Raw genomic sequence first — 21,088 nt, forward strand, 5'->3', positions numbered from 1 at the left:
TGCGGCAATGAACACAACTTACCTTGAACAGGTGCTATCAGCAGGGTTCTCAGAGAAATAGAGTGAAAAGTAACCATTCACGCTCTCACCCTGACCTAATATCTGTTAGTAACTAGATCACGAGTGACCAACAGGCGTCAAGGTGTCGGTTGAGGACTATTATCTACGTGTCCCTGACCTAGGTAGCAACCTTCAGTTAGTGAAACAAAGTCTCAAGGCAAGCCTTGTTCGCTGTGAATCACCTTGAGGGGTGTGAAGCCTAACATCTTGATATCTGATCCCCCTCAAAATCAGCCGTTAGTTGCTGACAGCATCGTCAACTTTAAACTAAGATGATCACCGTAACTTGACACAGGCGGATCAAACCGTTTGTTGAACTGGTGAGCGCATAGTACGCTTGCGAGCCCTGATTTAACGACACAAGGAGCAACAAGATGGTTACTTACAAACGCCGTAGAGCTTCGGGTCGAAGCGGTCAGGCCAAGTCAACAGAAGCAGTATCCATTGTGGTGGACAGAAACGCTGTGTTAAAAAGCTTGCAGAATATCAACTTCACTCAAGCCGCTAAACGTGAAGCCTCAAGCAAAGCGAAAGCAAGCGCGATTAAAGCCTTTAATGCCTCTTTTGAAAAGGTGATGATGGCTCGCTAAGTGCTACGCAATTTACTGATTATCCTGTTTAAGTAGACGCTCATAGCGTCTATTTTTGTCTTTGAGTCATTCCGTGGCCAACGCTTCGCAATCCTATTTGCGCAAGGGGAGCCGAGCTGTGACACCAAATGGTGCTAACTCTACGGCTAGGTGACTTTAGTTGGCCCGAGCGGCTAGCTGCTTAGCGACAATCTACTGAGTAACGCAACGTGATTACGCACCACGCGTAATCGTTGAGCCCAGTAGGAGTTAAGGCATGCAGCTGCTTGAGAAGAGAACAATACGAAAGTCACAGCTTGGTCAAAGAACAAAGCTAGGTGAGCGCGATGTGCTTGAGCGCATCAACAATGGCACCTTCCCTCCGCCAGTTAACTTGATAAGTGGCCGTGCACCTGTGTGGTATGAGTCTGAGATTGATGAAATCTCAGACATGCTCTGCAAAGGCGCATCCAGCAACCAGTTAAAAGCGGCCGTTAAACTGATGCTCGACAGGCGACCTTGTCAGCAGCTTCAGCTCCCATTTTGAGTTGGTCGATTACAATACAGTACTCTGTGTCAGCATTTGGGCAGGTGCCGCCGGAAAGCACGCTGTTATGCTGAGTCATTTCGTGGGCGACCTCGCCGTTATTCTGTGTCGGTAACCGACACAAAACAATCTCGCTATAACCTTCCTTTTTACAGATTTATCATCCACCCTCAAAGCATCACGCCTATTAGCTTCTGTATAAAGTGCAGCCAGGAGAAGAGCATGAGCCTGTTGAGCTGGATAGCTGGGTACTTTGATACCTCGTCGAGTAACAGCGGTGACGAAACCTTTGTGAGAGGCATGCCCAACTATGGCTTTTTCGATAGCGCTCCGCCGCACAGCTCTCATGAAATAGACAGTAGGGGAACCAATCCGGCGACAGGCCTGCCCATGGCCGATAGCTTCAATGGTGTCGATGTCGCGGGAAATCCCTATGGTTCAGACTTGAGTGACCATGATTTGTTCGAGTTTCTTGACGATAGCACTGTGTTACATGAGCAAAGCGATGTTTTTGATGACAGCCTAAGCAACTCAAGTGGAAGCACCCTCGGTGGGGATGATGACCTCTTCGATGACTGGTTGGACTTTGATGATTGGTAAGTGCCAATGTCACTCAAAATACGTTAAGTCTCGCCAGCCATGACATTAGTTTAAAACCTTGCCCCCGTTACCAGCCATCCTAGCTTGAGAGTGGATGCGCATTAGCCGCCGGATAGATGAGAAAGCCATGCTTTCAACCATCTAGTTGCGGCAATGGTGCCTTCCATAACTAGAGCGTGTCAGAGGTTGGTTATGAACGAGCTTAAGCAGGTATCGCTAATCTGGGTTTCGGAAGACAAATTGATGAGCCTTCTAGGGTTTACTCAAACCATGTGTAAAAACTATCGCGGGAAGATTTGGCTGCAAGGTGAGCACTGGGTAAAAATTGGCGTATCCGGTGAGGCCAACCATCGCGGGCGCGTGATGTACAACTTACCGAGGATCTATGCGTGGATCGCCCAATACCCCCAACAGTAAAAATGCCAACTGGCGTTGAAGTCCACGGCGGCTCGCTGCGGATCTGGTTTATGTATCGTGGCCATCGCTGTCGTGAGTCATTGGGCGTGCCTCCCACAAAAGCCAATATAAAAAAGGCTAGCCAGCAACGCTCGCACATCACCTATCTAATCAGAACAGGTGCCTTTGATTATGGAGAAGCATTTCCAGAATCCCCCAATCTAGCCCGCTTTGGGGTCAACTCAGCCACCATAACAGTATCTCAACTGGCGCAAAGGTGGTTGAGGTACAAAGCCTTGGACATCTCCAACAATACCCATGCTCGTTACACCTCAATGCTAAAAACCATTGTCAACTATATGGGGCCAGATCGCTTTTGCAGCGACCTACGCCAACAAGACTTTGCCGAGCTTCGCTCCCAGCTATTGGACGCGCCACAAAATCATACTAATCGAGCCAAGTCTGGCCGAACTGTCAGAACCGTTAACACGTACCTGACTATCGCGCGGCAGATGTTCGAGTTTGCCCTTTCCAACGACATTGTAGAGTCACGCTTTTGGGAGAGCGTTAAGCAGCTCAAAAAGACCCGCTCTAAACCTGAACCACTTAGCACCGACGAGTTCGGTCGACTATTAGCTGCGTGCCTACACCCTCAAGATGCCAACCTTATTACAGTTGCGGTCTACACTGGGCTACGCCATGGTGAGCTAATCAGCTTAGCTTGGGAGGATATCGACCTCACTCGGCGAGAATTAAAGGTATCACGTAACCTCGCAAGCATTGGCGAGTTTGTCCAACCCAAGACCGAAAGCGGTGAGCGTGTCATAAAACTCTTGTCACCGGCGGTGGAAGCCTTGCAGGCCCAGCAAGCAATAACCAAACTTTACCCCAGCAACGCTATAAACGTTGTTCTGCGAGAGAAGCGCCGAATCAGAATTGATCACTGTACGTTTGTATTTAACCCGTTGGTAACTGCACGAGGTGAGTATGAAAAGCCGCACTACTCAAACACCTCACTTGAAGACAAATGGACGCGGATCTGTAAGCGGGCAGGCATCAAGCGCCGCCCCCCTTATCAAACACGTCACACTTTCGCGTGTTGGATGCTTTCAAACGGGGCTAATCCTGCGTATATTGCGGGGCAAATGGGACACAGCACCGCCCAGATGGTTTTCAATGTCTATGGCGATTGGATCCCCGAAAACGACGCTAATCAGGTGGCTATGTTAGAGGCGAGTTTGAAGAAAAGTGCCCCACACATGCCCCACAAGAAAACTAGAAACGCATAACTTAATGAATTCTAAGGAAAATTAACTTATGGCCCAGTTCATCTACACCATGAATCGCGTAGGGAAAATCGTTCCTCCCAAGCGACACATTCTAAAAGACATCTCACTGAGCTTTTTCCCCGGCGCTAAGATCGGCGTATTGGGTCTTAACGGTGCGGGTAAATCGACCCTGCTGCGGATTATGGCCGGCATCGATACCGAGATTGAAGGTGAAGCCCGCGCCCATCCAGGCACCAAGATCGGCTACCTGCCACAGGAACCTCAGTTAGATCTGGAGAAAACCGTTCGCGAAGTGGTTGAAGAAGCCGTCGCCATCGTGAAAAACGCCCAGACTCGTTTGGATGAGGTTTACGCCGCCTACGCCGAACCGGATGCCGACTTCGACGCACTGGCCCAAGAGCAAGGCGAGCTGGAAGCGATCCTGGCCACCCACGACGCCCACAGCCTGGAATCACAACTTGAGCGCGCCGCCGATGCGCTGCGTCTGCCTGAGTGGGACACCCAAATCAAGGTTCTCTCCGGTGGTGAGCGCCGCCGTGTGGCACTGTGCCGCCTGCTGCTAGAAAAGCCAGACATGCTGCTACTCGACGAACCGACCAACCACTTGGATGCCGAGTCTGTGGCTTGGCTGGAGCGCTTCCTGCACGACTACGAAGGCACCGTTGTGGCGGTTACCCACGACCGTTACTTCCTAGATAACGTGGCTGGTTGGATCCTCGAGCTTGACCGTGGCGAAGGTATTCCATGGGAAGGCAACTACTCGTCGTGGCTGGAGCAAAAAGAAGCTCGCCTAGCCCAAGAAGCCTCCCAAGAGAAAGCCCGCATGAAGTCCATCCAGAAAGAGCTGGAATGGGTACGCAGCAACGCCAAGGGTCGTCAAAGCAAGAGCAAGGCGCGTCTGTCACGCTTTGAAGAGCTTAACAACCAGAACTACTCGCAGCGCAACGAAACCAATGAGCTGTTCATCCCAGCGGCTCAACGCCTAGGCGATAAGGTTATCGATGTCACCAACCTAAACAAAGCCTACGATGGCCGCGTGCTGATTAACGACCTGTCATTCAGCATTCCTAAAGGCGCCATCGTTGGTATTATCGGCCCGAACGGCGCGGGTAAATCGACCCTGTTCCGCATGCTAAATGGCCAAGAGCAGCCTGACAGCGGCAGCATTGAGCTGGGTGATACCGTTGAGCTGGCCAGCGTGGATCAGTTCCGTGATGCCATGGATAACTCTGCCACCGTATGGCAGGAAGTATCGGGCGGTCAGGACATCCTGCGCATCGGCAATATCGAGATCCCAAGCCGTGCCTACGTTGGACGCTTTAACTTCAAAGGCACCGACCAGCAAAAACGGGTTGGCGAACTGTCCGGTGGTGAACGTGGCCGCCTGCACCTGGCCAAACTGCTACAAGCTGGCGGCAACGTGTTGCTGCTCGACGAACCGACCAACGACCTGGACGTAGAAACCCTGCGCGCCTTGGAAAACGCCTTGCTGGAGTTTGCCGGCTGTGCCTTGGTTATCTCGCACGACCGTTGGTTCTTGGATCGTATCGCCACTCACATCATCGACTACCGCGATGAAGGTCAGGTGAACTTCTACGAAGGCAACTACACCGAGTACGAAGCCTGGATGAAGGAAACCATCGGCGAAGATGCCCTGCAGCCACACCGCATTAAGTACAAGCGTATTAACTAATCCTGTGCCGCACCGCTCAATAGAAAGGCTTCCTTCGGGAAGCCTTTTTCGTTGGAGACATTAAACTGCCCCTCAGCCCCGAGCATAGCGCTTGACCTTCAAGCAGCGAGCGCGAACTGGTAACCTTGAATCCGCCATCTTGTTACTCGTAGGGACACGACCTTGATTGAAACTCTGGCAATCAGTAACTACCGCTCACTGCAAAACATTGTCATCCCATTGGCCAACCTGAATCTCATCACCGGCGCCAATGGCAGTGGCAAATCAAACCTGTACAAAGCGCTTAGGCTGCTCGCTGAAACCGCGCGCGGCGGTGTGGTCAACTCGCTGGCTAAAGAAGGTGGGATTGAATCGACGTTTTGGGCGGGCCCGGCAAAGATATCCCGGGCAATGCGCCAGGGTGAGCAGGATATTCAAGCCACCAACTCGCAGGCAGTCAAGCGCCTTCGCCTGGGCTTTGCCGCAAGTGAGTTTAGCTACTCGGTATCTTTAGGGGTTACCCCACCACTGCCCTACCCCAGCGCCTTTGAGTTAGACCCAGAAGTGAAGCGCGAGAGCATCTGGCAAGGTAGCAAGTACCGCCCAGCTTCCGCCTTGGTGGAGCGCACTGATTGCCTGGTGAAGGCCAGAGATAAACGCCAATGGCAGGTGATTACCCAGCATATGCCGATGTTCGAGAGCATCTTCACTCAGCTCGCCGATCCACAGCACACCCCAGAGGTACTGAACCTACGGGAGTTCATCAAGAACTGGCGCTTCTATGACCATTTTCGTACCGACTCCGAGGCACCAGCGCGCTTGCCCCAGCTCGGTACCCGCACCACGGTACTGGGTCATGATGGAAGCGATTTAGCCGCGGCCCTGCAAACCATCATCGAGATCGGCGACGAGCAAGGACTCGAAGAGGCCATCGAAGATGCCTTCCCCGGCGCCCGCTTAACCATACAAGTCTCTGATAATGGCCTGTTTAATATAGAGTTTAACCAGCATGGCTTACTGCGGCCGCTAACCGGTAAAGAGCTTTCCGATGGTACCCTACGCTACCTGCTGTGGGTGGCTGCCCTGCTGACTCCTCGCCCGCCCAGTTTGATGGTGATCAACGAACCGGAGACCAGCCTACACCCGGAGTTGCTTCCCGCATTAGCACGGCTGATTATCAAAGCCAGCCAAGCTACCCAAGTGTGGGTGGTCTCGCATGCACCCGCACTAATCGATGCCCTCGAGCAGCAAGCGGAATGCAACACCATTCGCCTGCGCAAACAGTTTGGCCAGACGGAAATTGAAGGACAGGATCTATTGAACACACCGCCCTGGGCCTGGCCCGATTTGCGCTAGCCTACCAATAGCGCTCCACAGTGATATGTCCAGGCTCCCGTCGCAGGTGCTTGCGCAGCCCTTTTTGCTGCAACGCCTCGATGCCATCACTGATCATCTGCGGATTACCGCACAGCATCACATGGGAGTGCTCGGCGCTGAGGCTCAGACCAGCGAAGGACTCTAGCTCACCGGAAAGTAATGCCGGGGGAATGCGCGCTTGCAGGCTGTCGGGATGGGCTTCGCGGGTAACTAGCGGCACAAAGTGGAAGCGCCCGGGCTTGGCTTGCCCCTGCCGATGGATCCGTTCCAGATAACAGAGGTCTTCGCCAAAGCGCACCCCGTAACACAGCACCACGTTGTCAAAGCGCTGCCAGGTTAGCGGATCGTCAATCATGGAAAGAAAGGGGCCAACGCCGGTGCCGGTGGCCAGCAGCCACAGGTCGCGGGACTCAGGTACCTCATCGACCACCATAAAACCGGCAGCATTGCTGGATAGCTCGATGCTGTCGCCGATCTGCAGTTGGTGGAGCTGGGGCGATAGCTGGCCGTCTTCCACCTTGATGGCCAATACCTCCAAGAGCGGGTCATCAGGAGCGTTAACCAGAGAGTAGGCGCGCGCCAAGCGCTTTCCATCGCGCTGTTCGGCTAGCTTGATGAACTGGCCGGCCTTAAAGCGGGGGATGTCCGCCTCGATCTTGATGGTGAAAAGACTATCGTTCCAATCGATGCGTTCCCTAACCTTGCCCGTCACCCACATAGCGTCTCCCTAAATCGTTGCAACAAATCACCGTTGACCTAAAGCATAGCTGTACCAATCCAAATAAGTACCGGGTCATTCTTGCTGGTCAAAATCATTGATGACAGCGTCAGCACTCTTGTAATTAGTCCACTAGTTACCGCGAGCGCCTCCTTGTCCTCAATGATTTTTCCTGCGCAACCTCTGAACATTACTTATTCGGATTGGTATCAGTCACTGAACAAGGCAGCAACACAAGCCACCAGCGTCATCGCAAACAAAAAGCGCTTAAGAGTCTGAGGTTTAGCAGAAATGGCCAACTTCACGGCCAGCTGTGCTCCGACCATATAGCCGGCCGCCAGTACTAGTGCAGGCAGCCAACTGACTTGCCCTTGCCAGATAAACATCACCAGCGCGACGGCGGTAAAACCGAGGGTACAGACCAGTTTCAGGGCGTTGGCTTTGATCAGGTCGTAGCGCAAACTGCCCACCAAGGCGGCCAGTAGTACAAAGCCGACACCCGCCTGTACAAAGCCGCCATAGAAGCCTGCAAACAATAGCGCAGGCCAAGCCGAAGGTGTGTCATTGACCCGCTTGACCGGCTCATCGGCTTCCGGCGACATCACTTCACTGCGCAGCAGCATTAAACCGGTGACGCTAAGCATGGCGCCCAACAGCAAGTATTTGATCAGGTAGCTAGGAGCGAACGCGGCTGCCGCCGAACCGGCTAGACCACCGACAAACATCGGCCAAAGGATGCCTGAGAGATCTTGAGTATCCAGCTGATTGTGGCGTTTAAAGCCTAAGGTTCCGGTCAGGCACTGCAAGAAGATCCCAACCCGGTTAGTGGCATTGGCCACTTCGGCGGGCATACCCATGACCATCAGCGCGGGAACCGTCAGGTTAGAGCCGCCACCGGCTAGGGTGTTGATACCGCCAGCGAGTAGCCCAAGCACCAGCAGTGCGCTTATCTCTAGCACCGTCATCTGTATTGCATCCTTGTCACCACTATCCAAATCTTGTTGTTCGCCTGTTACACTCAAGATCAACAAGCTCGGATAAGGATGTCAATGAGACAAGATGTTGATTTTATTGTTGTGGGTGGCGGCATTGTTGGCCTGTCCACGGCATGGCAGCTGCTTCAAGCATACCCGGGTAAGCGCTTAGTCCTGCTGGAAAAAGAAGCCCAGCTCGCCCAGCACCAAAGCGGCCACAACAGCGGGGTTATCCACGCCGGCGTCTACTACGAGCCGGGCAGCCTTAAGGCTGATTTCTGCAAGCGTGGGTTAAAGGCCACTATCGCGTTCTGCGATCAGCATCAGATCCCTTATCAACAATGCGGCAAGCTACTGGTGGCAACCGATCATCAGGAGCTTGATCGGATGGAACAGCTTTTCGAGCGCTGCAAACAAAACCAGATTGCCTGCGAGCTGTGGGATGCGGCCAAGCTGGCCAAGGCTGAACCGAATATCACCGGCTTAGGCGCGATTAAGGTCTTTGATACCGGCATTGCTGATTATCCAGCGATTTGCCAGCGCATGGCGGAACTGATCCGAGAACTCGGTGGCGAGATCTTGCTTAACCAGCAGGTCGTCGGCATCAAAGAGCGCCGCAATGATATTACAGTCCAATGCCAGGAGCATGCGCTTAGCTGCCAGTTTTTGGTGGTATGTGGCGGGCTCCAAGCCGATCGCTTGTGTAAACTGCATGGCCTGCCTACTGAGTTTCAGATCATTCCTTATCGCGGCGAGTACTATCAGCTCCCTGAATCGCGCAATCAGTTAATCAAGCACCTGATCTATCCGATCCCCGACCCCAAACTGCCGTTTTTAGGCGTGCACTTGACTCGGATGGTGGATGGCAGCGTGACCGTTGGCCCCAACGCGGTACAGGGCCTGTCACGCGAGGGCTACCGCAAGCTAAGCATCAATCGAAGCGATCTGTGTGAAATGCTCTCATTCGAAGGCTTCTGGAAAACTACTCGCAGCCACTTGAGCGCTGGGCTGCGCGAGGCGAAAAACTCCCTGTTCAAGCCCGGCTATCTGCAACAGGTTCGCAAGTATTGCCCCAGCCTCACGCTCAGAGATTTAAAGCCCTATCCAGCCGGCATCCGCGCCCAGGCCGTGATGCGCGACGGCGCGATGGTGCACGATTTTTTGTTTGCCGAAAGTCCACGTAGCCTGCACGTGTGCAACGCCCCCTCCCCTGCAGCCACGTCGGCGATCCCCATCGGCGAGTATCTGTGCCAGAAAATCGCAAAAAAATATGCGCCGTGATCGTTTCGCTCTTCCCTAGCGTAAAGAGATGTTGCGCAGGTAGTTTCGTTGGCTCCCCCGTCACAGGGCGATGAGAAGCCAAGCACTCTTCGGGCAAACGGAACTGCAGTTGCCCCGAGCTACCGCGCGACATCTATACCCGAACAACCTCAAGATGCAGGATTCAGAGGAACTCAATGTCCATAGGGCGAGGCGAAAGTACGAAGGAGTGGCAACCCATTTCAAGTGCTTTCAACGAAGAACTACGGACATTGAGTTCCTCCCAAAGGGCGAGCTTTACAGGCCCTCATGCCGCGTTACTACTCCTTGATTTAGGCAACTAAGTCGGCGGAGCAGTGCCTTACCTGAGGGCCTGTAAAGTCTCGCTGAACATGCATCTTGAGGGTGCTCGGGTATACTATGCTTAAATGGGTTACATGTTAGCTGGGACACATCTTTCAAGCCCCCTGTTAACCCTTCACGACAGAGTCGAGGTAGCAATGTCTGAGTTTTCATCGCAGCGCATTCAAGTGGGCATCAGTGCATGCCTGCTAGGACAGGAAGTTCGTTATGATGGCGGCCACAAACAGAGCCGTTTCTGCCGTTATGAGCTTACCGAGTATTTTGACTTTCAGCCGATCTGCCCAGAAATGGCCATCGGCATGGGCACGCCACGTAAAACCATCCGTCTGGTCGAAGACGACCAACGCATCCGCCTACAGGCCAGCGATGGCAGTATCGATGTCACTGAATCCATGGAAGCGTTTAGCGAGCAGCAAACCAAGCGTTTAAGCCATCTCAGTGGCTACGTGGTCTGCGCAAAATCGCCGAGCTGCGGCATGGAGCGAGTCAGTGTCTACTCGCCTGCGAAGAACAATGCCTCGCGCGACGGCGTTGGCCTGTTTACCGCCAAGTTGATGGCCAACAATCCGCTGCTACCCGTCGAAGAAGACGGTCGGCTCAACGATGCCATCCTGCGAGAGAACTTTATCAGCCGGGTGTACGCCTACCACGATTGGCAGTGCATGCAGCAAAGCGGTTTGACCGTCTCCAAGATCATGCAGTTTCACTCGCGCTACAAGTACTTGCTGATGGCCCATAACCCCGAGCGTTACCGCCAGTTAGGGCCAGTGGTCGCCAACCTTAGCGAGAATGACCAAGCTGGGTTTGAGCGCTATATCGTTGAGTTTATGGCGATTATGAAGCACAACATCAGCCGTAAGAATCACTGCAATGTACTGCAGCACCTACAGGGTTATTTCAAGAAGCAGCTAAACAGCGAGCAGCGCCAAGAGTTGGCCGACCACATTATTAACTACAAGAAGGGAATGCTGCCACTGCTCGCACCGGTGGTGCTGTTGCAGCATTATCTGCGCGAGCACCCCAATGACTATCTCTCAGCGCAGGTTTATCTCAACCCGCACCCGATGGCACTGAGGCTACGCTACTCGCTTTAAGAACTGCTTAGTCTTCGTCGTTCAGCACAAGGCCTGTTTTACTGATAGTAATCAGGCCTTGTTTGTAGAGCGCACCAATGGCTTTTTTGTAGGCCCCTTTGCTCACACCAAATACCGCCGAGATCACCTGAGGCGAGCTTTTGTCACTGATCGCCAGATAGCCATCTTCTTGGCGAAGCTTAGCCAGAATCCGCTCACCCAGTTCGTCGCTCTGCTTTTTGCCACCCGCGCCCATGCTCAGATCTAACTTGCCGTCGCTGCGCACCTTGGCGATCTTGGCTTTTAGCAGCTCACCGGCACGCACCCGCTGAAACACTTGGTCGTAGTAGAGGATTCCCCAGTGCTGGTTCTCAACGATGGCCTTGTAACCGAGCTCGGTTCGCCCGGCGACCAAAATATTCACCTGCTGGCCATCGCGGTAGTCGTGCTCGGTCTTATCGAGGAAGCGGTCCAACTTAGCGCTAGCTACCACACGCTCTTCGTTGTCCAGGTAAAGGTGTACCACGTAGCTGTGATCAACCTGCATCGGTTGCTGTTGCTGGTTGTAGGGCACAAACAGCTCTTTATCCAAGCCCCAATCCATAAAAATGCCCACCGGGGTGATGCTGGTAACCCGCAGGTTGGCACACTCACCGACTTGCGCCTTGGGGCGCTTAAGGGTGGCGACGACACCGGCGTCATTATCGCGATAGAGGAATGCATCGACACTGTCACTATCAGGCTTAACTCGCTCCATCTCCTCGGGCTTAATGCTCAATAGCCCCAGCTCCCCGGCATCAACACAAGGTTGACCAGATGGGTCGGTGACTAGAGGAAGACGGTTAACTCGGCCGAGTTCAAGCATGGCGATACTCTCGATTAGCAGGGGTGGAAAAGGCGGCATTCTAACAAGAGCCGCCCCGACATGCTTGGATTTTAGTATTTTTTCAGCGAACCGTGTTTTTTAGCAGAGCACACATTTTAGGCCACCTGAAGGGTTTTCACGATATTGCTGGCCTGAGAGGAAACATCCGCTTCAATATCCACCGCCAAGCGACAAGCTGAGTCTATCTGGCTTTTCATCCGCGCCATCTGCCCACCAAAATCAGCCATACAGCTACTTTGCTCACGAATGCACTGAGAGGCTTGCTCGGAGACCTCGGCCGAACTTTGCGCCTGAGCACGCACATCGCTACTGGTCTGCAGTAAACGGGTTGAGATCTCACGTTGGTGTTCGCTGGCCTCACCAATCCCATTGATGTGCCCTTGCAGGCTCGTTGAGGACTCGCTCAGTTGGCTGAGGATCTCGCTAACCTCTTCCAGCGAGCCTTGGGTTTTCATCGCCAGATTCCTCACCTCATCGGCGACCACAGCAAAGCCGCGGCCATGCTCGCCAGCGCGCGCCGACTCAATTGCCGCGTTCAAGGCCAGTAGATTGGTCTGCTCGGCGACGCTGCGGATCACATCCAAAATAGCACTTACGTCGGTCACAGCGGTCACTAAGGTAGCCAGAGACTCTCGTCCCGCCGCTACCGCTTGCTGGGTTTGGCTGCTGGCATCCATTACCTTCTCCACATCCTGCAAGCTATCGACCATCGCCAGCTCGGTGGCGTGGGCTTTGTCTTCCAGGTTGGTGGCGATCTGGTTCAGCTGAGCCGCTAAGGCCTCGAGCTGGCCCATCAACGACTGCGATGCACTCATCTGCTCATCGGTGGCTTGGGACTGCTGCTGCAGGGACTGGATCTGCGTGGTCACGCGGCTGAGCGACTCAGACACCACCGACAACTGCTCATTGCGTCGCTGCTGCTGCTCTAGCTGGCCATTGAGTAAGTGGTTGAAGTAGTTGGCAATCTCGCCTAGCTCGGTGTTTTTTTGTCGCACCTGCAGAAACTCGACCCGGTCGTTTTCCACTAACTCGCGGAAGCCGTCGCGTAGGTTACGCAGTGGCAGCAATACGATGTAGCGCGTCACCACCCATATCAGAATAGCCAAACCAAACAGCACCGCAGCGATGGAATAAAGGCTCCATTCGGTACGCTGATTCACCTCTTGCCGATACACTTCAACCTCAGCCGCAGCGCGGTCTAATCGTTGACTCAAGTTGGCCACTTCATCGCGCAAGGCCTCGCGCAGACTTTCGCGCTGGGCAATCAACTGCAGGGAGTTATCTAGCTCCATGGGGTAGCGGCGCGCCAATGAACGTAGCTCGGCTTGGATCTCTTCAGCCAAGTCTTCCGGCTCTTCAGGATCACCTAAAACAAAGTCATCTTCCGGCGCTTCTGCGAATACCCCGAGTAAGGGTAGATTGGAGAGCTTGGTCGCCAACTGCTCGACCCGTTTAACGGTCGCCAAGTAGCTTTGCTGACTTGCCTCGCTGGGGTTATCGAAATAGCGCTGACGCTGCTGCGCTAACATGGCCAGCTCGGTCAGCAGCTTACCGGCCGAACTAAAATAGTCGATGCGTTTAGAGTGGTCGGCCTGCTGGGCATAATCCAGTGCGCTGTCAGTCCATGCGACCAGCTCGCGCTCCGCGTTCACCAGCAAGCCCTGCTCATCACCACTGAGTTTTCCGAGCGCCCGGTAGCGCTGCTGCAGGGCCTCAACAAACTCATTAAGCAGCACACTCAGCTCGATAAGCCCCATGTCGCGGCTGCGCTCACCAAGCGAAATGGCTAGATCTTCTGCCTGACTGAGCTTAATGGCATCGCCAGTATCGAGATAAGAGTGGATCGAACTCATCAGATCGCGACTAAATTCCAGCTTAAGCGCCTGATAGTGGCTGAGCTTGTTGTCGGCTTGCAAACTTTGGCTCAAGGAGTAGTAGAGGCCAACGAACAGCAACCCACTAATCAGCATTAATGCCAGTATTTGCAGGCGAGTAAATTGGGATACGCGCATTGTTAGTCCTTTAACAACTGGAACTGGTTTCAATCCTATATACCCGAACAACCTCAAGATACATGATTCAGAGGAACTCAATGTCCATAGAGCAAGGCGAAAGTATGAAGGAATGGTGACCCATTTTGAGTACTTTCAACGCAGAGCTATGGACATTGAGCTCCTCCCAAAGGGCGAGTTTTACAGGCCCTCATGCCGCGTTACTGCTCCCTGATTTAGACCACTAGATCGGCGTAGCAGTGCCTTACCTGAGGGCCTGTAAAATCTCGCTGAACAAGCATCTTGAGATTGCTCGGGTATAAAGCTATGAATTGTAGGGCTTTATGGGCGGATCCTATGACGGTGTTGTGACATTTATATGACAGGAGATAAATAAACGGCCAAGGATTTGGCCGTTTAGAGAGTTATTTGTAAGAGATTGAATTACCAACCTTTTACGATATTGCCTTGGAACAGCTCGTAGGCTTTTTGATACACCGGCTCACTCTGGTAAGCCTCAATGAACTGCTGCACGCGCTCATCTTGCTGGTTGTTGCTGCGCGCCACAATCAGGTTTACGTAAGGGCTCTCTTTGCTCTCAACAAACAAGCCATGCTCTTCCAGAGTCAGACCCGACATGCCAGCAAAGCTGTTATTAATCACCGCAAAGGCCACATCGTTTAGCGAGCGCGGTAGCTGCGCAGCTTCTAGCTCCAAGATTTCCAGGTTCAGCGGGTTTTCGACGATATCGCGAGTGGTTGCGTTGATGCCGGCCTCTGGCTTAAGTACCAACAAACCTTGCTGCTCCAGCAACACCAGCGAGCGACCCAGGTTGCTCGGGTCATTCGGCAGCGCCACTTTTGAACCAGCTTCCAGCGCTTCCAGGCTGTCTAGCTTTTGCGAGTATGCAGCTATCGGATAAACGAAGGTGTTGGCCACTGCCACGATGTCGTAGCCACGCGCTTCAACCTGTGCATCCAGATAAGGGCGATGCTGAAAGGCATTCAGGTCAATACTGCCATCGTTGAGCGCTTCGTTTGGTGTGACGTAGTCACTGAAGGCCACAATCTCGACTTGCAGACCGAACTGCTGCTTGGCCACTTCGGCGGCGATTTCAGCAACCTGCTCTTCCTCACCCGCCATGGCACCGATTTTCAGTACGTCGTCGTTGCTGCCACAGGCAGCTAGCAATAATGCGCTACCGCCCAAGATAATGTTTTTAAAAAAGTTACTCATTGCTGCGTTCTCACTTGTTACTTTATTTTTAGTTTTGTCTATTGATTTATCTATTGGCTCATCGATGGTCGATGGCGCGTACCAGCGCATCGCCCAACATCTGAATAAGCTGTACCAGTGCTAGCAATACCACGATCGTGGCCACCATCACCTCGGGCTCAAAACGGTAGTAGCCATAGCGAATGCCTACATCGCCCAAGCCTCCGCCACCCACCGCTCCAGCCATGGCCGAATAGCTGACCAGCGTAACCAGAGTGATGGTGATGCTATTGATGATCCCCGGCAACGCTTCCGGTAGCAGCACTTTGCGAATGGTTTGCCAAGGGCTGGCCCCCATCGCCTCAGCCGCTTCCATCAAGCCAGACGGGATCTCTAACAACGCCCCTTCCACCAAGCGGGCGATAAATGGGATAGCACCGATACTCAGTGGCACCACCACTGCCATGGTGCCGATACTGGTGCCCACCACGAAACGGGTAAACGGTATCAAGGCCACCAGTAAAATAATGAAGGGAATAGAGCGGCCTGCGTTGACCACCGTGCCCAGAATTCGATTTAGCCATGGCATTGCCAGCAACTGTTCAGCCTTGGTTAAATGCAGCAAAAACCCAAGAGGGATGCCAAACAGTGCGACCACCAACCCCGACAAACCCACCATCTGCAGGGTTTGCCAAGTGGCTTTCAACAGTAGAGGAAACAGATCAGTCGACATAAGCCACTACCTCCGCAGTGATATTGTGTTGTTCGAAGTAGGCAAGGCTGTCTTGGATTGCCGCCTGCTCACCACTTAGCTCCACCAGCATCAAGCCAAACTTGTTGCCACCGAGGTAGTCCATTTGTGCGCTGACAATCGACAAGTCGATGTTGAACTTACGCGCTACCTGAGAAATCACCGGTGCATCCACCGCATCGCCTCGAAAGCTGAGCTTCACCAAGGGATGGCTGCTGGCCTTTGCGTTACTGTGCAAGCGACGCTGATAGGAAGCCGGCACCTCCAAGTGCATGGTGGAAGCAATAAATCGCTTGGCCAACTCGGTCTTGGCATTGGCAAAGAACTCGCCCACCGGGCCCTGCTCGACCAATGCGCCATCGTCGATGATTGCCACCTTGTCGCAGATCCGCTTAACCACATCCATCTCATGCGTGATAAGTAGGATGGTTAGGCCGAGCTGTTGATTGATCCGCTTGAGCAAATCAAGGATCGCCGAGGTGGTTTCCGGGTCCAGCGCCGAGGTCGCTTCGTCGCACAGCAGTACCTTTGGGTCAACCGCTAAGGCCCGGGCGATCGCCACTCGCTGTTTTTGACCGCCCGACAACATTGCCGGATAGCTATTGGCTTTATCCGCCAACCCGACCAGCTCTAATAGCGATGCCACCTTATTGGCAATCTGCTGCTTGTCTGCACCCGCTAACTCTAGCGGCAATGCCACATTGCCAAACACGGTTCGCGAGTTAAGCAGGTTGAAGTGCTGGAAGATCATCGCCACATCTTGGCGCGCAGCCCGTAGCTGTTTAGCAGGCAGGGTAGTCAGATCGAGCCCATCCACCAGCACTTGTCCACCATCCGGCCGTTCCAACAGGTTCACGCAGCGGATCAAGGTACTTTTACCCGCGCCAGAACTGCCGATAATCCCGAAGATCTCGCCTCGTTCTACCTGCAGGTCAAGCGGGCGTAACGCTGCAACCGTTCGCCCCGCATGAGTATATGTTTTAGATACTTGCTTTAATTCAATCATTAACGCCAATACAGCCAATTAACCAGTCACTTAAACCACCAGGTCATCAATAAGCGACATTTCGTATAGGTAATGAGCGAAGTATATAGCCATCCAGAAGTCTGTCAATAGACTTTTAGATGTATAGCCGTCTAAATGTCTTAAAGGCTAATGGGAACGAACAGATCGAGGTCGAAGGATTCGTCAGGATCGACAAAATGACATTGGCGATAACCAACAAAGGCAGGGGTATTGCCAAGGATGTAGCCACTCTCGGGCAACCAATGGTGATAGAAGTGATGCAGCACCGGCAGCAAGTCGCCGAACTTGCCCTTTACTGATAAGCGCGCATGGGGGCCGCCGGGGATTGTCATAAAGCAGACCGGTCCGCGCCGGATATTCTCTTGCTCGATCTGCAAGCAAGCCACGTAGTGACAGGCATCGGCCGGTACGATATCGGGATTAGAGTGCAACAGCCCCAGCAGCTTATCTTGCTGCCACGGCACACCATGCATCGCTGCCCACACCCGCAACTTGTCGTAGGCGCGATTGATCGAGCGGTCGTAGCCACGATGCCGCACGTAGGCAACCGCTTGGGCCTGCAACACATCAATCCGCACTTCGGGAAAGGCCAAATGGCAGGGCTCGGTAAGCTGGCGGCGTAACTCATCGCCCCAGTTTTGCTGCAAGTTTTCCGCACTGTAGCGACGATGACCACCATTTCGCCACTGTTTCGGTGATACTCCGAAGTACTCTTTGAACGAACGACTAAAAGAAGCGGGCGAGGATAGCCCACATTGAGCGGCGGCTCGTTGGATACTCAAAGTAGGGTTAAACACCAGCAGATTGGCACAACGTTCAAGCCGGGTGCGGCGCACATAGTCATTAACGCTCTCTCCGGTCACCACCTTAAAGCAGCGCTGGAAATGAAAATCAGAGTAAGCCGCCACCTTAGCCAAGCCCGATACTCGCAGATCGCCATCCAAGTTCCGGTGGATATGATAGAGCACATCGTTGATTCGGCGCTCCCGACTAATTTCTGTATCCAAGGTCATAACGGCTGCACCTTTCCTTATGGAGATCAAATAGCGTGATTAATGAGCGACATTAGGTCACTTTGCCTAAAAACAAATCAGCCATGAAAGATAAATAGCACATTTGGATAAGAACGTGCACTGATTAAGACAAACGTGTTCTCTGTCATCAAGCCTACCCTGTTGAGCAAACATAAAGCACACCGCAGGAGGCAACATGCTCGTTCCCAATCAAGCCGTAAGACAAACCCGTAGCTCTTACATCCGTAACATCCTTAATGTGGCACAACAGCAGCAAGTGTTGTCGCTCGCTGGCGGCCTGCCCAACCCAGAGCTGTTCCCGCTCTCACTACTCAAGCAAGCCGCGGCTGAGCTGGCAAACTCCCCCCAGTGCTATCAGTACGGCGCCACGCTTGGGTTGGGCGAACTGCGCGAACATCTAAGGCCACAACAGCCCATCGCCGGTGATGTGTTGATCACCACCGGCTCCCAGCAGGCCCTTGATTTAATCGCCCGGGCCTATATCAGCCCCGGCGATAAGATCATTTGCGAAGTTCCCGCCTACCTAGGAGCACTACAGATATTTGAGCTGGCGCAAGCACAGATTATCGGAATACCCAGCGTAACTACCGGCCCCGATCTCGAGGTGTTAGAGCAGCAACTTATCGAGCACAAGCCAAAGCTGTTTTATACCGTGCCGGATTTTCACAATCCCACGGGGCGTTGCTGGGATCTGAGCACTCGACAAGCGGTTGCTCGCTTGATGGAACGCTATGGGGTAACCCTGATTGAAGATGCTCCCTACTCGCGGTTGCGCTATCGAGGTGAGGCGCTGCCAGCAGTATCAAGTCTGGGACAGGGAGACAGTTTTTTCCTTGGCTCGTTTTCCAAGATTGGCGCGCCGGGGATGCGCGTAGGTTATGTCAATGCCAGCAGCAACTTGATCGAGCCCATGGCTAAGGTGAAACAGGCTTGCGATCTACACTCCGCCGTCCCGATGCAGCAGATGTGTCTATGGCTGTTGCAGCAGCCCACATTCGAGGCTCACCTAGACAACCTGACTAGCCACTACCGGCAAAACCTGCAACACCTCGCCATGCAATTAACCGAGTCGCTTGCAGATCACTTGGTGTTCAGCCTGCCAGAAGGGGGCATGTTTCTCTGGGCCAGTCTTAAACACCACAATGCCAGCGACCTTGCTGCCGCCGCTCTAGCGCATGGTGTAGCGGTGGTACCGGGGGATGAGTTCTGGCCTCAGGGTGAGGCCAGCGAGCAGGCAATACGGCTCAATTTCAGTGCCCTCAACACGCAGCAACTGGACCTAGCGGTCAAACGACTGTCTCAGGCGTTTGCTTCGTTGGGCTAATCCCAGTGGACTCAACTACGGAGCGACTCTCAGACTCCGCTGGTAGCTTGTTGTGGGCGGCAATGTAGCGCTTACGCTTTTTGTCTTTCAGGCGCAGCATATCCACTAACACCAAACCGTCGATGCACTGATTAAAATCAGGGTCGACATTAAAATCGATAAACTGCACGCCGCCGGGCTTACACAGCTCGGTGTATTGCTTGTAGAGCGTTGGCACCGCAGTGCCCATGCTCGCCAAAGCACTTTTTAGCTGAGAGAACTCCTGCTTGTAGTCATCGCCCTTAAAGCTGAACTGCAAGCCCTGCTCTAGCTGCTCCGCCAGTTGGTAAGGCTGGCGTGAGTGGGCAAACTGCACCTTGGGCGGGAAGTAGCTTTGATAAAAATGGATCAGCAGGTCTCGGGCTGCTTCAGGCATCGCACCACTGATACTAACCGGACCAAACAGGTAGCGATATTGCGGATTCTTCGCCAAAAATGCGCCGATCCCAATCCATAGATAGTCCAGGCTACGCTTGCCCCAATAGCGCGGCTGGACAAAGCTACGCCCCAGCTCCAAGCCTTGCGAGATAAAATCCTCGCTCTGTGAGCTGTAATTAAACAAGCTATGGCTATAAAGGCCGTTGAGCCCATGTTTTTCAACCTGAGCGTGGCTATCAGCAAAGCGATACGCGCCAGCGACCTCCAGGTCGTCGTCATCCCACAGCAGCAAGTGCATGTAGTCGGCATCAAAACGGTCCGTATCGCTGCGCAGGCCAGTTCCCTCACCTACCGCGCGAAAGGCAATTTCTCGCAGGCGACCTAACTCGGCCAACAGCAGTTCTGAGTGATTGTCGCGCGATAGATAGATCTGCTTGCCATCCGGAGTCATGCCCAGAGGCTCGAGGGATTTCACTACTTGGCGCAGCGCTTGGCGTGATACCGGGTGTGCAATTGCCGCTTCGGTTTGAAACAGTCCGGGGCGCTTCTTACCGATCCAATAGAGATGTTTGCGCATTAGCTTGGCTTGGGTGTTGCGGTCATCAAGTCCGGTATTGGCGAAACTACGCACCGGGATCAGCTCGCCAACTCGCAGATTCAACATCTGATTTCTATGGGTAAAGATCTCCCTCACCAATAGCAAGGTCGATAGCGGCTTGTAGAGTGTGCTGGCCAAGTAAAACAGCTTACTGTTTTTGGCTCTGACACAAATGGGCAGAATCGGCGCCTTCGCCTTGGTGGCGATGTTAAGAAATCCCTTGCTCCAGCGGCCATCTTGAACCGTGATGCCTTTCAAGCGAGACACTTCGCCTGCAGGGAAGATAATCACAGCGCCCCCCAGCTCCAAGTGTCGCCCAATCGCCGTAAGCTGCGAGCGGCGGCTATTTCCATTCATATTGTTCACGGGTAGTAGCAGACCATTTAGAGGATCTAAGGCAGACAAGATCTCATTGGAAACGATCTTCACGTCTTGACGCAGTTTCCCCACCAGTAAGAGCAGCGCTAAGCCATCTAGCGAGCCAATCGGGTGATTGGCAACGATCACCACTTTGCCGTGAGTGGGGATCCTTTCTCGATCCCGCTCACTCACTTGATAGCTTACGTTTAGCTCACTAAATGCTTGTTCAATAAACGCCAAGCCTTTTAGCTGAGGGTGTTGCTCTGAAAACGTCTGAAACTCGTTCTCATAGAGCATCTTTCTGAGTAACCAATGTACCATTCCACGGCGCTTAGGCTTTTGATTAAGCGAAGGAAAATGCTGATCTAGGATTTGATTTGTCGATATCATTCGCGGACCTCTCCCTGGGCTCGGCCCAGCCTAGTCAGCAAATATGACAAATTAGGAACAATAAATTTGCAGATTTATGAAGTAGGGCAAAAAGATTAAGTCGCGCAAACACATCCAAGCAAAATAATCAGATAATCGATTTTATTATTAATAATCAACTAAATAGCTGATTTTAGCCACCTTTATAACTCTAACCG

Annotated in this window: 19 protein-coding genes; 10 read left to right on the plus strand and 9 right to left on the minus strand. The window is 53.2% G+C overall.

Translation table 11 applies throughout. The annotated features are described in order from the left end of the window. Window positions 1-434 precede the first annotated feature (434 nt). The 7 genes from G462_RS0111530 (at window position 435) to G462_RS0111565 (ending at window position 6,489) form a co-directional block, all read left to right on the plus strand. Window positions 435-650 (plus strand): hypothetical protein, encoded by a 216-nt coding sequence (locus tag G462_RS0111530; protein ID WP_026959128.1) that lies wholly within the window; start codon window positions 435-437, stop codon window positions 648-650. A 256-nt stretch (window positions 651-906) separates the two neighbouring features. Next, on the plus strand, window positions 907-1,176 hold the full coding sequence (locus G462_RS22605) for a helix-turn-helix transcriptional regulator (protein ID WP_035477564.1): 270 nt from the start codon (window positions 907-909) through the stop codon (window positions 1,174-1,176). Between the two features lie 222 nt (window positions 1,177-1,398). After that, a complete protein-coding gene (locus G462_RS0111540) occupies window positions 1,399-1,776 on the plus strand; it encodes a hypothetical protein (protein WP_026959129.1) in 378 nt (125 codons plus the stop codon). Window positions 1,777-1,968: 192 nt separating this feature from the next. Continuing rightward, entirely contained in the window at window positions 1,969-2,193 is a 225-nt protein-coding gene (xisR, locus tag G462_RS22610; protein ID WP_035477565.1) for an excisionase family protein, read from the plus strand. Continuing rightward, entirely contained in the window at window positions 2,166-3,461 is a 1,296-nt protein-coding gene (locus tag G462_RS0111550; protein ID WP_026959130.1) for a site-specific integrase, read from the plus strand. Before xisR ends, G462_RS0111550 begins: the two co-directional genes overlap by 28 nt. 28 nt (window positions 3,462-3,489) lie before the next feature. Continuing rightward, entirely contained in the window at window positions 3,490-5,154 is a 1,665-nt protein-coding gene (gene ettA / locus G462_RS0111555) for an energy-dependent translational throttle protein EttA (protein WP_026959131.1), read from the plus strand. 162 nt (window positions 5,155-5,316) lie between these two features. Further along, window positions 5,317-6,489, plus strand: a complete 1,173-nt coding sequence (locus G462_RS0111565; protein ID WP_026959132.1) for an AAA family ATPase — start codon at window positions 5,317-5,319, stop codon at window positions 6,487-6,489. Window position 6,490: 1 nt separating this feature from the next. On the opposite strand, the gene G462_RS0111570 is transcribed toward G462_RS0111565, so the two are convergent. Both G462_RS0111570 and G462_RS0111575 read right to left on the minus strand, forming a co-directional pair. Beyond that, entirely contained in the window at window positions 6,491-7,228 is a 738-nt protein-coding gene (locus G462_RS0111570) for a ferredoxin--NADP reductase (protein ID WP_026959133.1), read from the minus strand. A gap of 209 nt (window positions 7,229-7,437) precedes the next feature. Beyond that, window positions 7,438-8,193 (minus strand): sulfite exporter TauE/SafE family protein, encoded by a 756-nt coding sequence (locus tag G462_RS0111575; RefSeq protein ID WP_035477567.1) that lies wholly within the window; start codon window positions 8,191-8,193, stop codon window positions 7,438-7,440. Between the two features lie 84 nt (window positions 8,194-8,277). Between G462_RS0111575 and lhgO the strand changes: the two genes are divergently transcribed. Continuing rightward, window positions 8,278-9,483 (plus strand): L-2-hydroxyglutarate oxidase, encoded by a 1,206-nt coding sequence (gene lhgO, locus G462_RS0111580; protein WP_026959135.1) that lies wholly within the window; start codon window positions 8,278-8,280, stop codon window positions 9,481-9,483. Window positions 9,484-9,962: 479 nt separating this feature from the next. Then, window positions 9,963-10,919, plus strand: coding sequence for a YbgA family protein (locus tag G462_RS0111585; RefSeq protein ID WP_026959136.1), 957 nt, complete (start codon window positions 9,963-9,965; stop codon window positions 10,917-10,919). Between the two features lie 7 nt (window positions 10,920-10,926). Here the strand turns inward: G462_RS0111585 and G462_RS0111590 are convergent, their stop codons facing one another. The 6 genes from G462_RS0111590 to G462_RS0111615 all read right to left on the minus strand — a co-directional run bounded on the left by G462_RS0111590 (window position 10,927) and on the right by G462_RS0111615 (window position 17,781). Continuing rightward, window positions 10,927-11,763 (minus strand): CvfB family protein, encoded by an 837-nt coding sequence (locus G462_RS0111590; RefSeq protein WP_026959137.1) that lies wholly within the window; start codon window positions 11,761-11,763, stop codon window positions 10,927-10,929. 116 nt (window positions 11,764-11,879) lie between these two features. Then, window positions 11,880-13,796: a methyl-accepting chemotaxis protein gene (locus tag G462_RS0111595; protein ID WP_026959138.1), complete on the minus strand. Its 1,917-nt coding sequence runs from the start codon at window positions 13,794-13,796 to the stop codon at window positions 11,880-11,882. 423 nt (window positions 13,797-14,219) lie between these two features. Beyond that, on the minus strand, window positions 14,220-15,011 hold the full coding sequence (locus G462_RS0111600; protein ID WP_051326708.1) for a MetQ/NlpA family lipoprotein: 792 nt from the start codon (window positions 15,009-15,011) through the stop codon (window positions 14,220-14,222). Window positions 15,012-15,069: 58 nt separating this feature from the next. Next, complete coding sequence (locus tag G462_RS0111605) at window positions 15,070-15,723, minus strand: methionine ABC transporter permease (RefSeq protein WP_026959140.1); 654 nt, start codon at window positions 15,721-15,723, stop codon at window positions 15,070-15,072. Beyond that, window positions 15,713-16,747, minus strand: a complete 1,035-nt coding sequence (gene metN, locus G462_RS0111610; protein ID WP_026959141.1) for a methionine ABC transporter ATP-binding protein MetN — start codon at window positions 16,745-16,747, stop codon at window positions 15,713-15,715. The genes G462_RS0111605 and metN overlap by 11 nt, the downstream gene beginning before the upstream one ends. Window positions 16,748-16,887: 140 nt before the next feature. Continuing rightward, the gene (locus G462_RS0111615; RefSeq protein WP_026959142.1) at window positions 16,888-17,781 is read right to left on the minus strand and encodes an AraC family transcriptional regulator; all 894 of its coding nucleotides are present in this window, start codon (window positions 17,779-17,781) and stop codon (window positions 16,888-16,890) included. 196 nt (window positions 17,782-17,977) lie between these two features. Between G462_RS0111615 and G462_RS0111620 the strand changes: the two genes are divergently transcribed. Then, entirely contained in the window at window positions 17,978-19,126 is a 1,149-nt protein-coding gene (locus G462_RS0111620) for an aminotransferase-like domain-containing protein (protein ID WP_026959143.1), read from the plus strand. On the opposite strand, the gene olsF is transcribed toward G462_RS0111620, so the two are convergent. Then, window positions 19,089-20,891 (minus strand): bifunctional ornithine lipid synthase OlsF, encoded by a 1,803-nt coding sequence (gene olsF, locus G462_RS22615; protein ID WP_084405039.1) that lies wholly within the window; start codon window positions 20,889-20,891, stop codon window positions 19,089-19,091. The genes G462_RS0111620 and olsF overlap by 38 nt on opposite strands. Window positions 20,892-21,088: the final 197 nt, after the last annotated feature.

It is taken from the genome of Aliagarivorans taiwanensis DSM 22990 (assembly GCF_000429505.1).
GTDB lineage: Bacteria > Pseudomonadota > Gammaproteobacteria > Enterobacterales > Celerinatantimonadaceae > Aliagarivorans > Aliagarivorans taiwanensis.

Bases quoted from the DNA above. Each gene is read 5' to 3' on its own strand.
- G462_RS0111530 (WP_026959128.1), top strand. From the start codon at position 435: ATGGTTACTTACAAACGCCGTAGAGCTTCGGGTCGAAGCGGTCAGGCC.
- G462_RS22605 (WP_035477564.1), top strand. From the start codon at position 907: ATGCAGCTGCTTGAGAAGAGAACAATACGAAAGTCACAGCTTGGTCAA.
- G462_RS0111540 (WP_026959129.1), top strand. From the start codon at position 1,399: ATGAGCCTGTTGAGCTGGATAGCTGGGTACTTTGATACCTCGTCGAGT.
- xisR (WP_035477565.1), top strand. From the start codon at position 1,969: ATGAACGAGCTTAAGCAGGTATCGCTAATCTGGGTTTCGGAAGACAAA.
- ettA (WP_026959131.1), top strand. From the start codon at position 3,490: ATGGCCCAGTTCATCTACACCATGAATCGCGTAGGGAAAATCGTTCCT.
- G462_RS0111570 (WP_026959133.1), bottom strand. From the start codon at position 7,228: ATGTGGGTGACGGGCAAGGTTAGGGAACGCATCGATTGGAACGATAGT.
- G462_RS0111575 (WP_035477567.1), bottom strand. From the start codon at position 8,193: ATGACGGTGCTAGAGATAAGCGCACTGCTGGTGCTTGGGCTACTCGCT.
- lhgO (WP_026959135.1), top strand. From the start codon at position 8,278: ATGAGACAAGATGTTGATTTTATTGTTGTGGGTGGCGGCATTGTTGGC.
- G462_RS0111585 (WP_026959136.1), top strand. From the start codon at position 9,963: ATGTCTGAGTTTTCATCGCAGCGCATTCAAGTGGGCATCAGTGCATGC.
- G462_RS0111590 (WP_026959137.1), bottom strand. From the start codon at position 11,763: ATGCTTGAACTCGGCCGAGTTAACCGTCTTCCTCTAGTCACCGACCCA.
- G462_RS0111595 (WP_026959138.1), bottom strand. From the start codon at position 13,796: ATGCGCGTATCCCAATTTACTCGCCTGCAAATACTGGCATTAATGCTG.
- G462_RS0111600 (WP_051326708.1), bottom strand. From the start codon at position 15,011: ATGAGTAACTTTTTTAAAAACATTATCTTGGGCGGTAGCGCATTATTG.
- G462_RS0111605 (WP_026959140.1), bottom strand. From the start codon at position 15,723: ATGTCGACTGATCTGTTTCCTCTACTGTTGAAAGCCACTTGGCAAACC.
- metN (WP_026959141.1), bottom strand. From the start codon at position 16,747: ATGATTGAATTAAAGCAAGTATCTAAAACATATACTCATGCGGGGCGA.
- G462_RS0111615 (WP_026959142.1), bottom strand. From the start codon at position 17,781: ATGACCTTGGATACAGAAATTAGTCGGGAGCGCCGAATCAACGATGTG.
- G462_RS0111620 (WP_026959143.1), top strand. From the start codon at position 17,978: ATGCTCGTTCCCAATCAAGCCGTAAGACAAACCCGTAGCTCTTACATC.
- olsF (WP_084405039.1), bottom strand. From the start codon at position 20,891: ATGATATCGACAAATCAAATCCTAGATCAGCATTTTCCTTCGCTTAAT.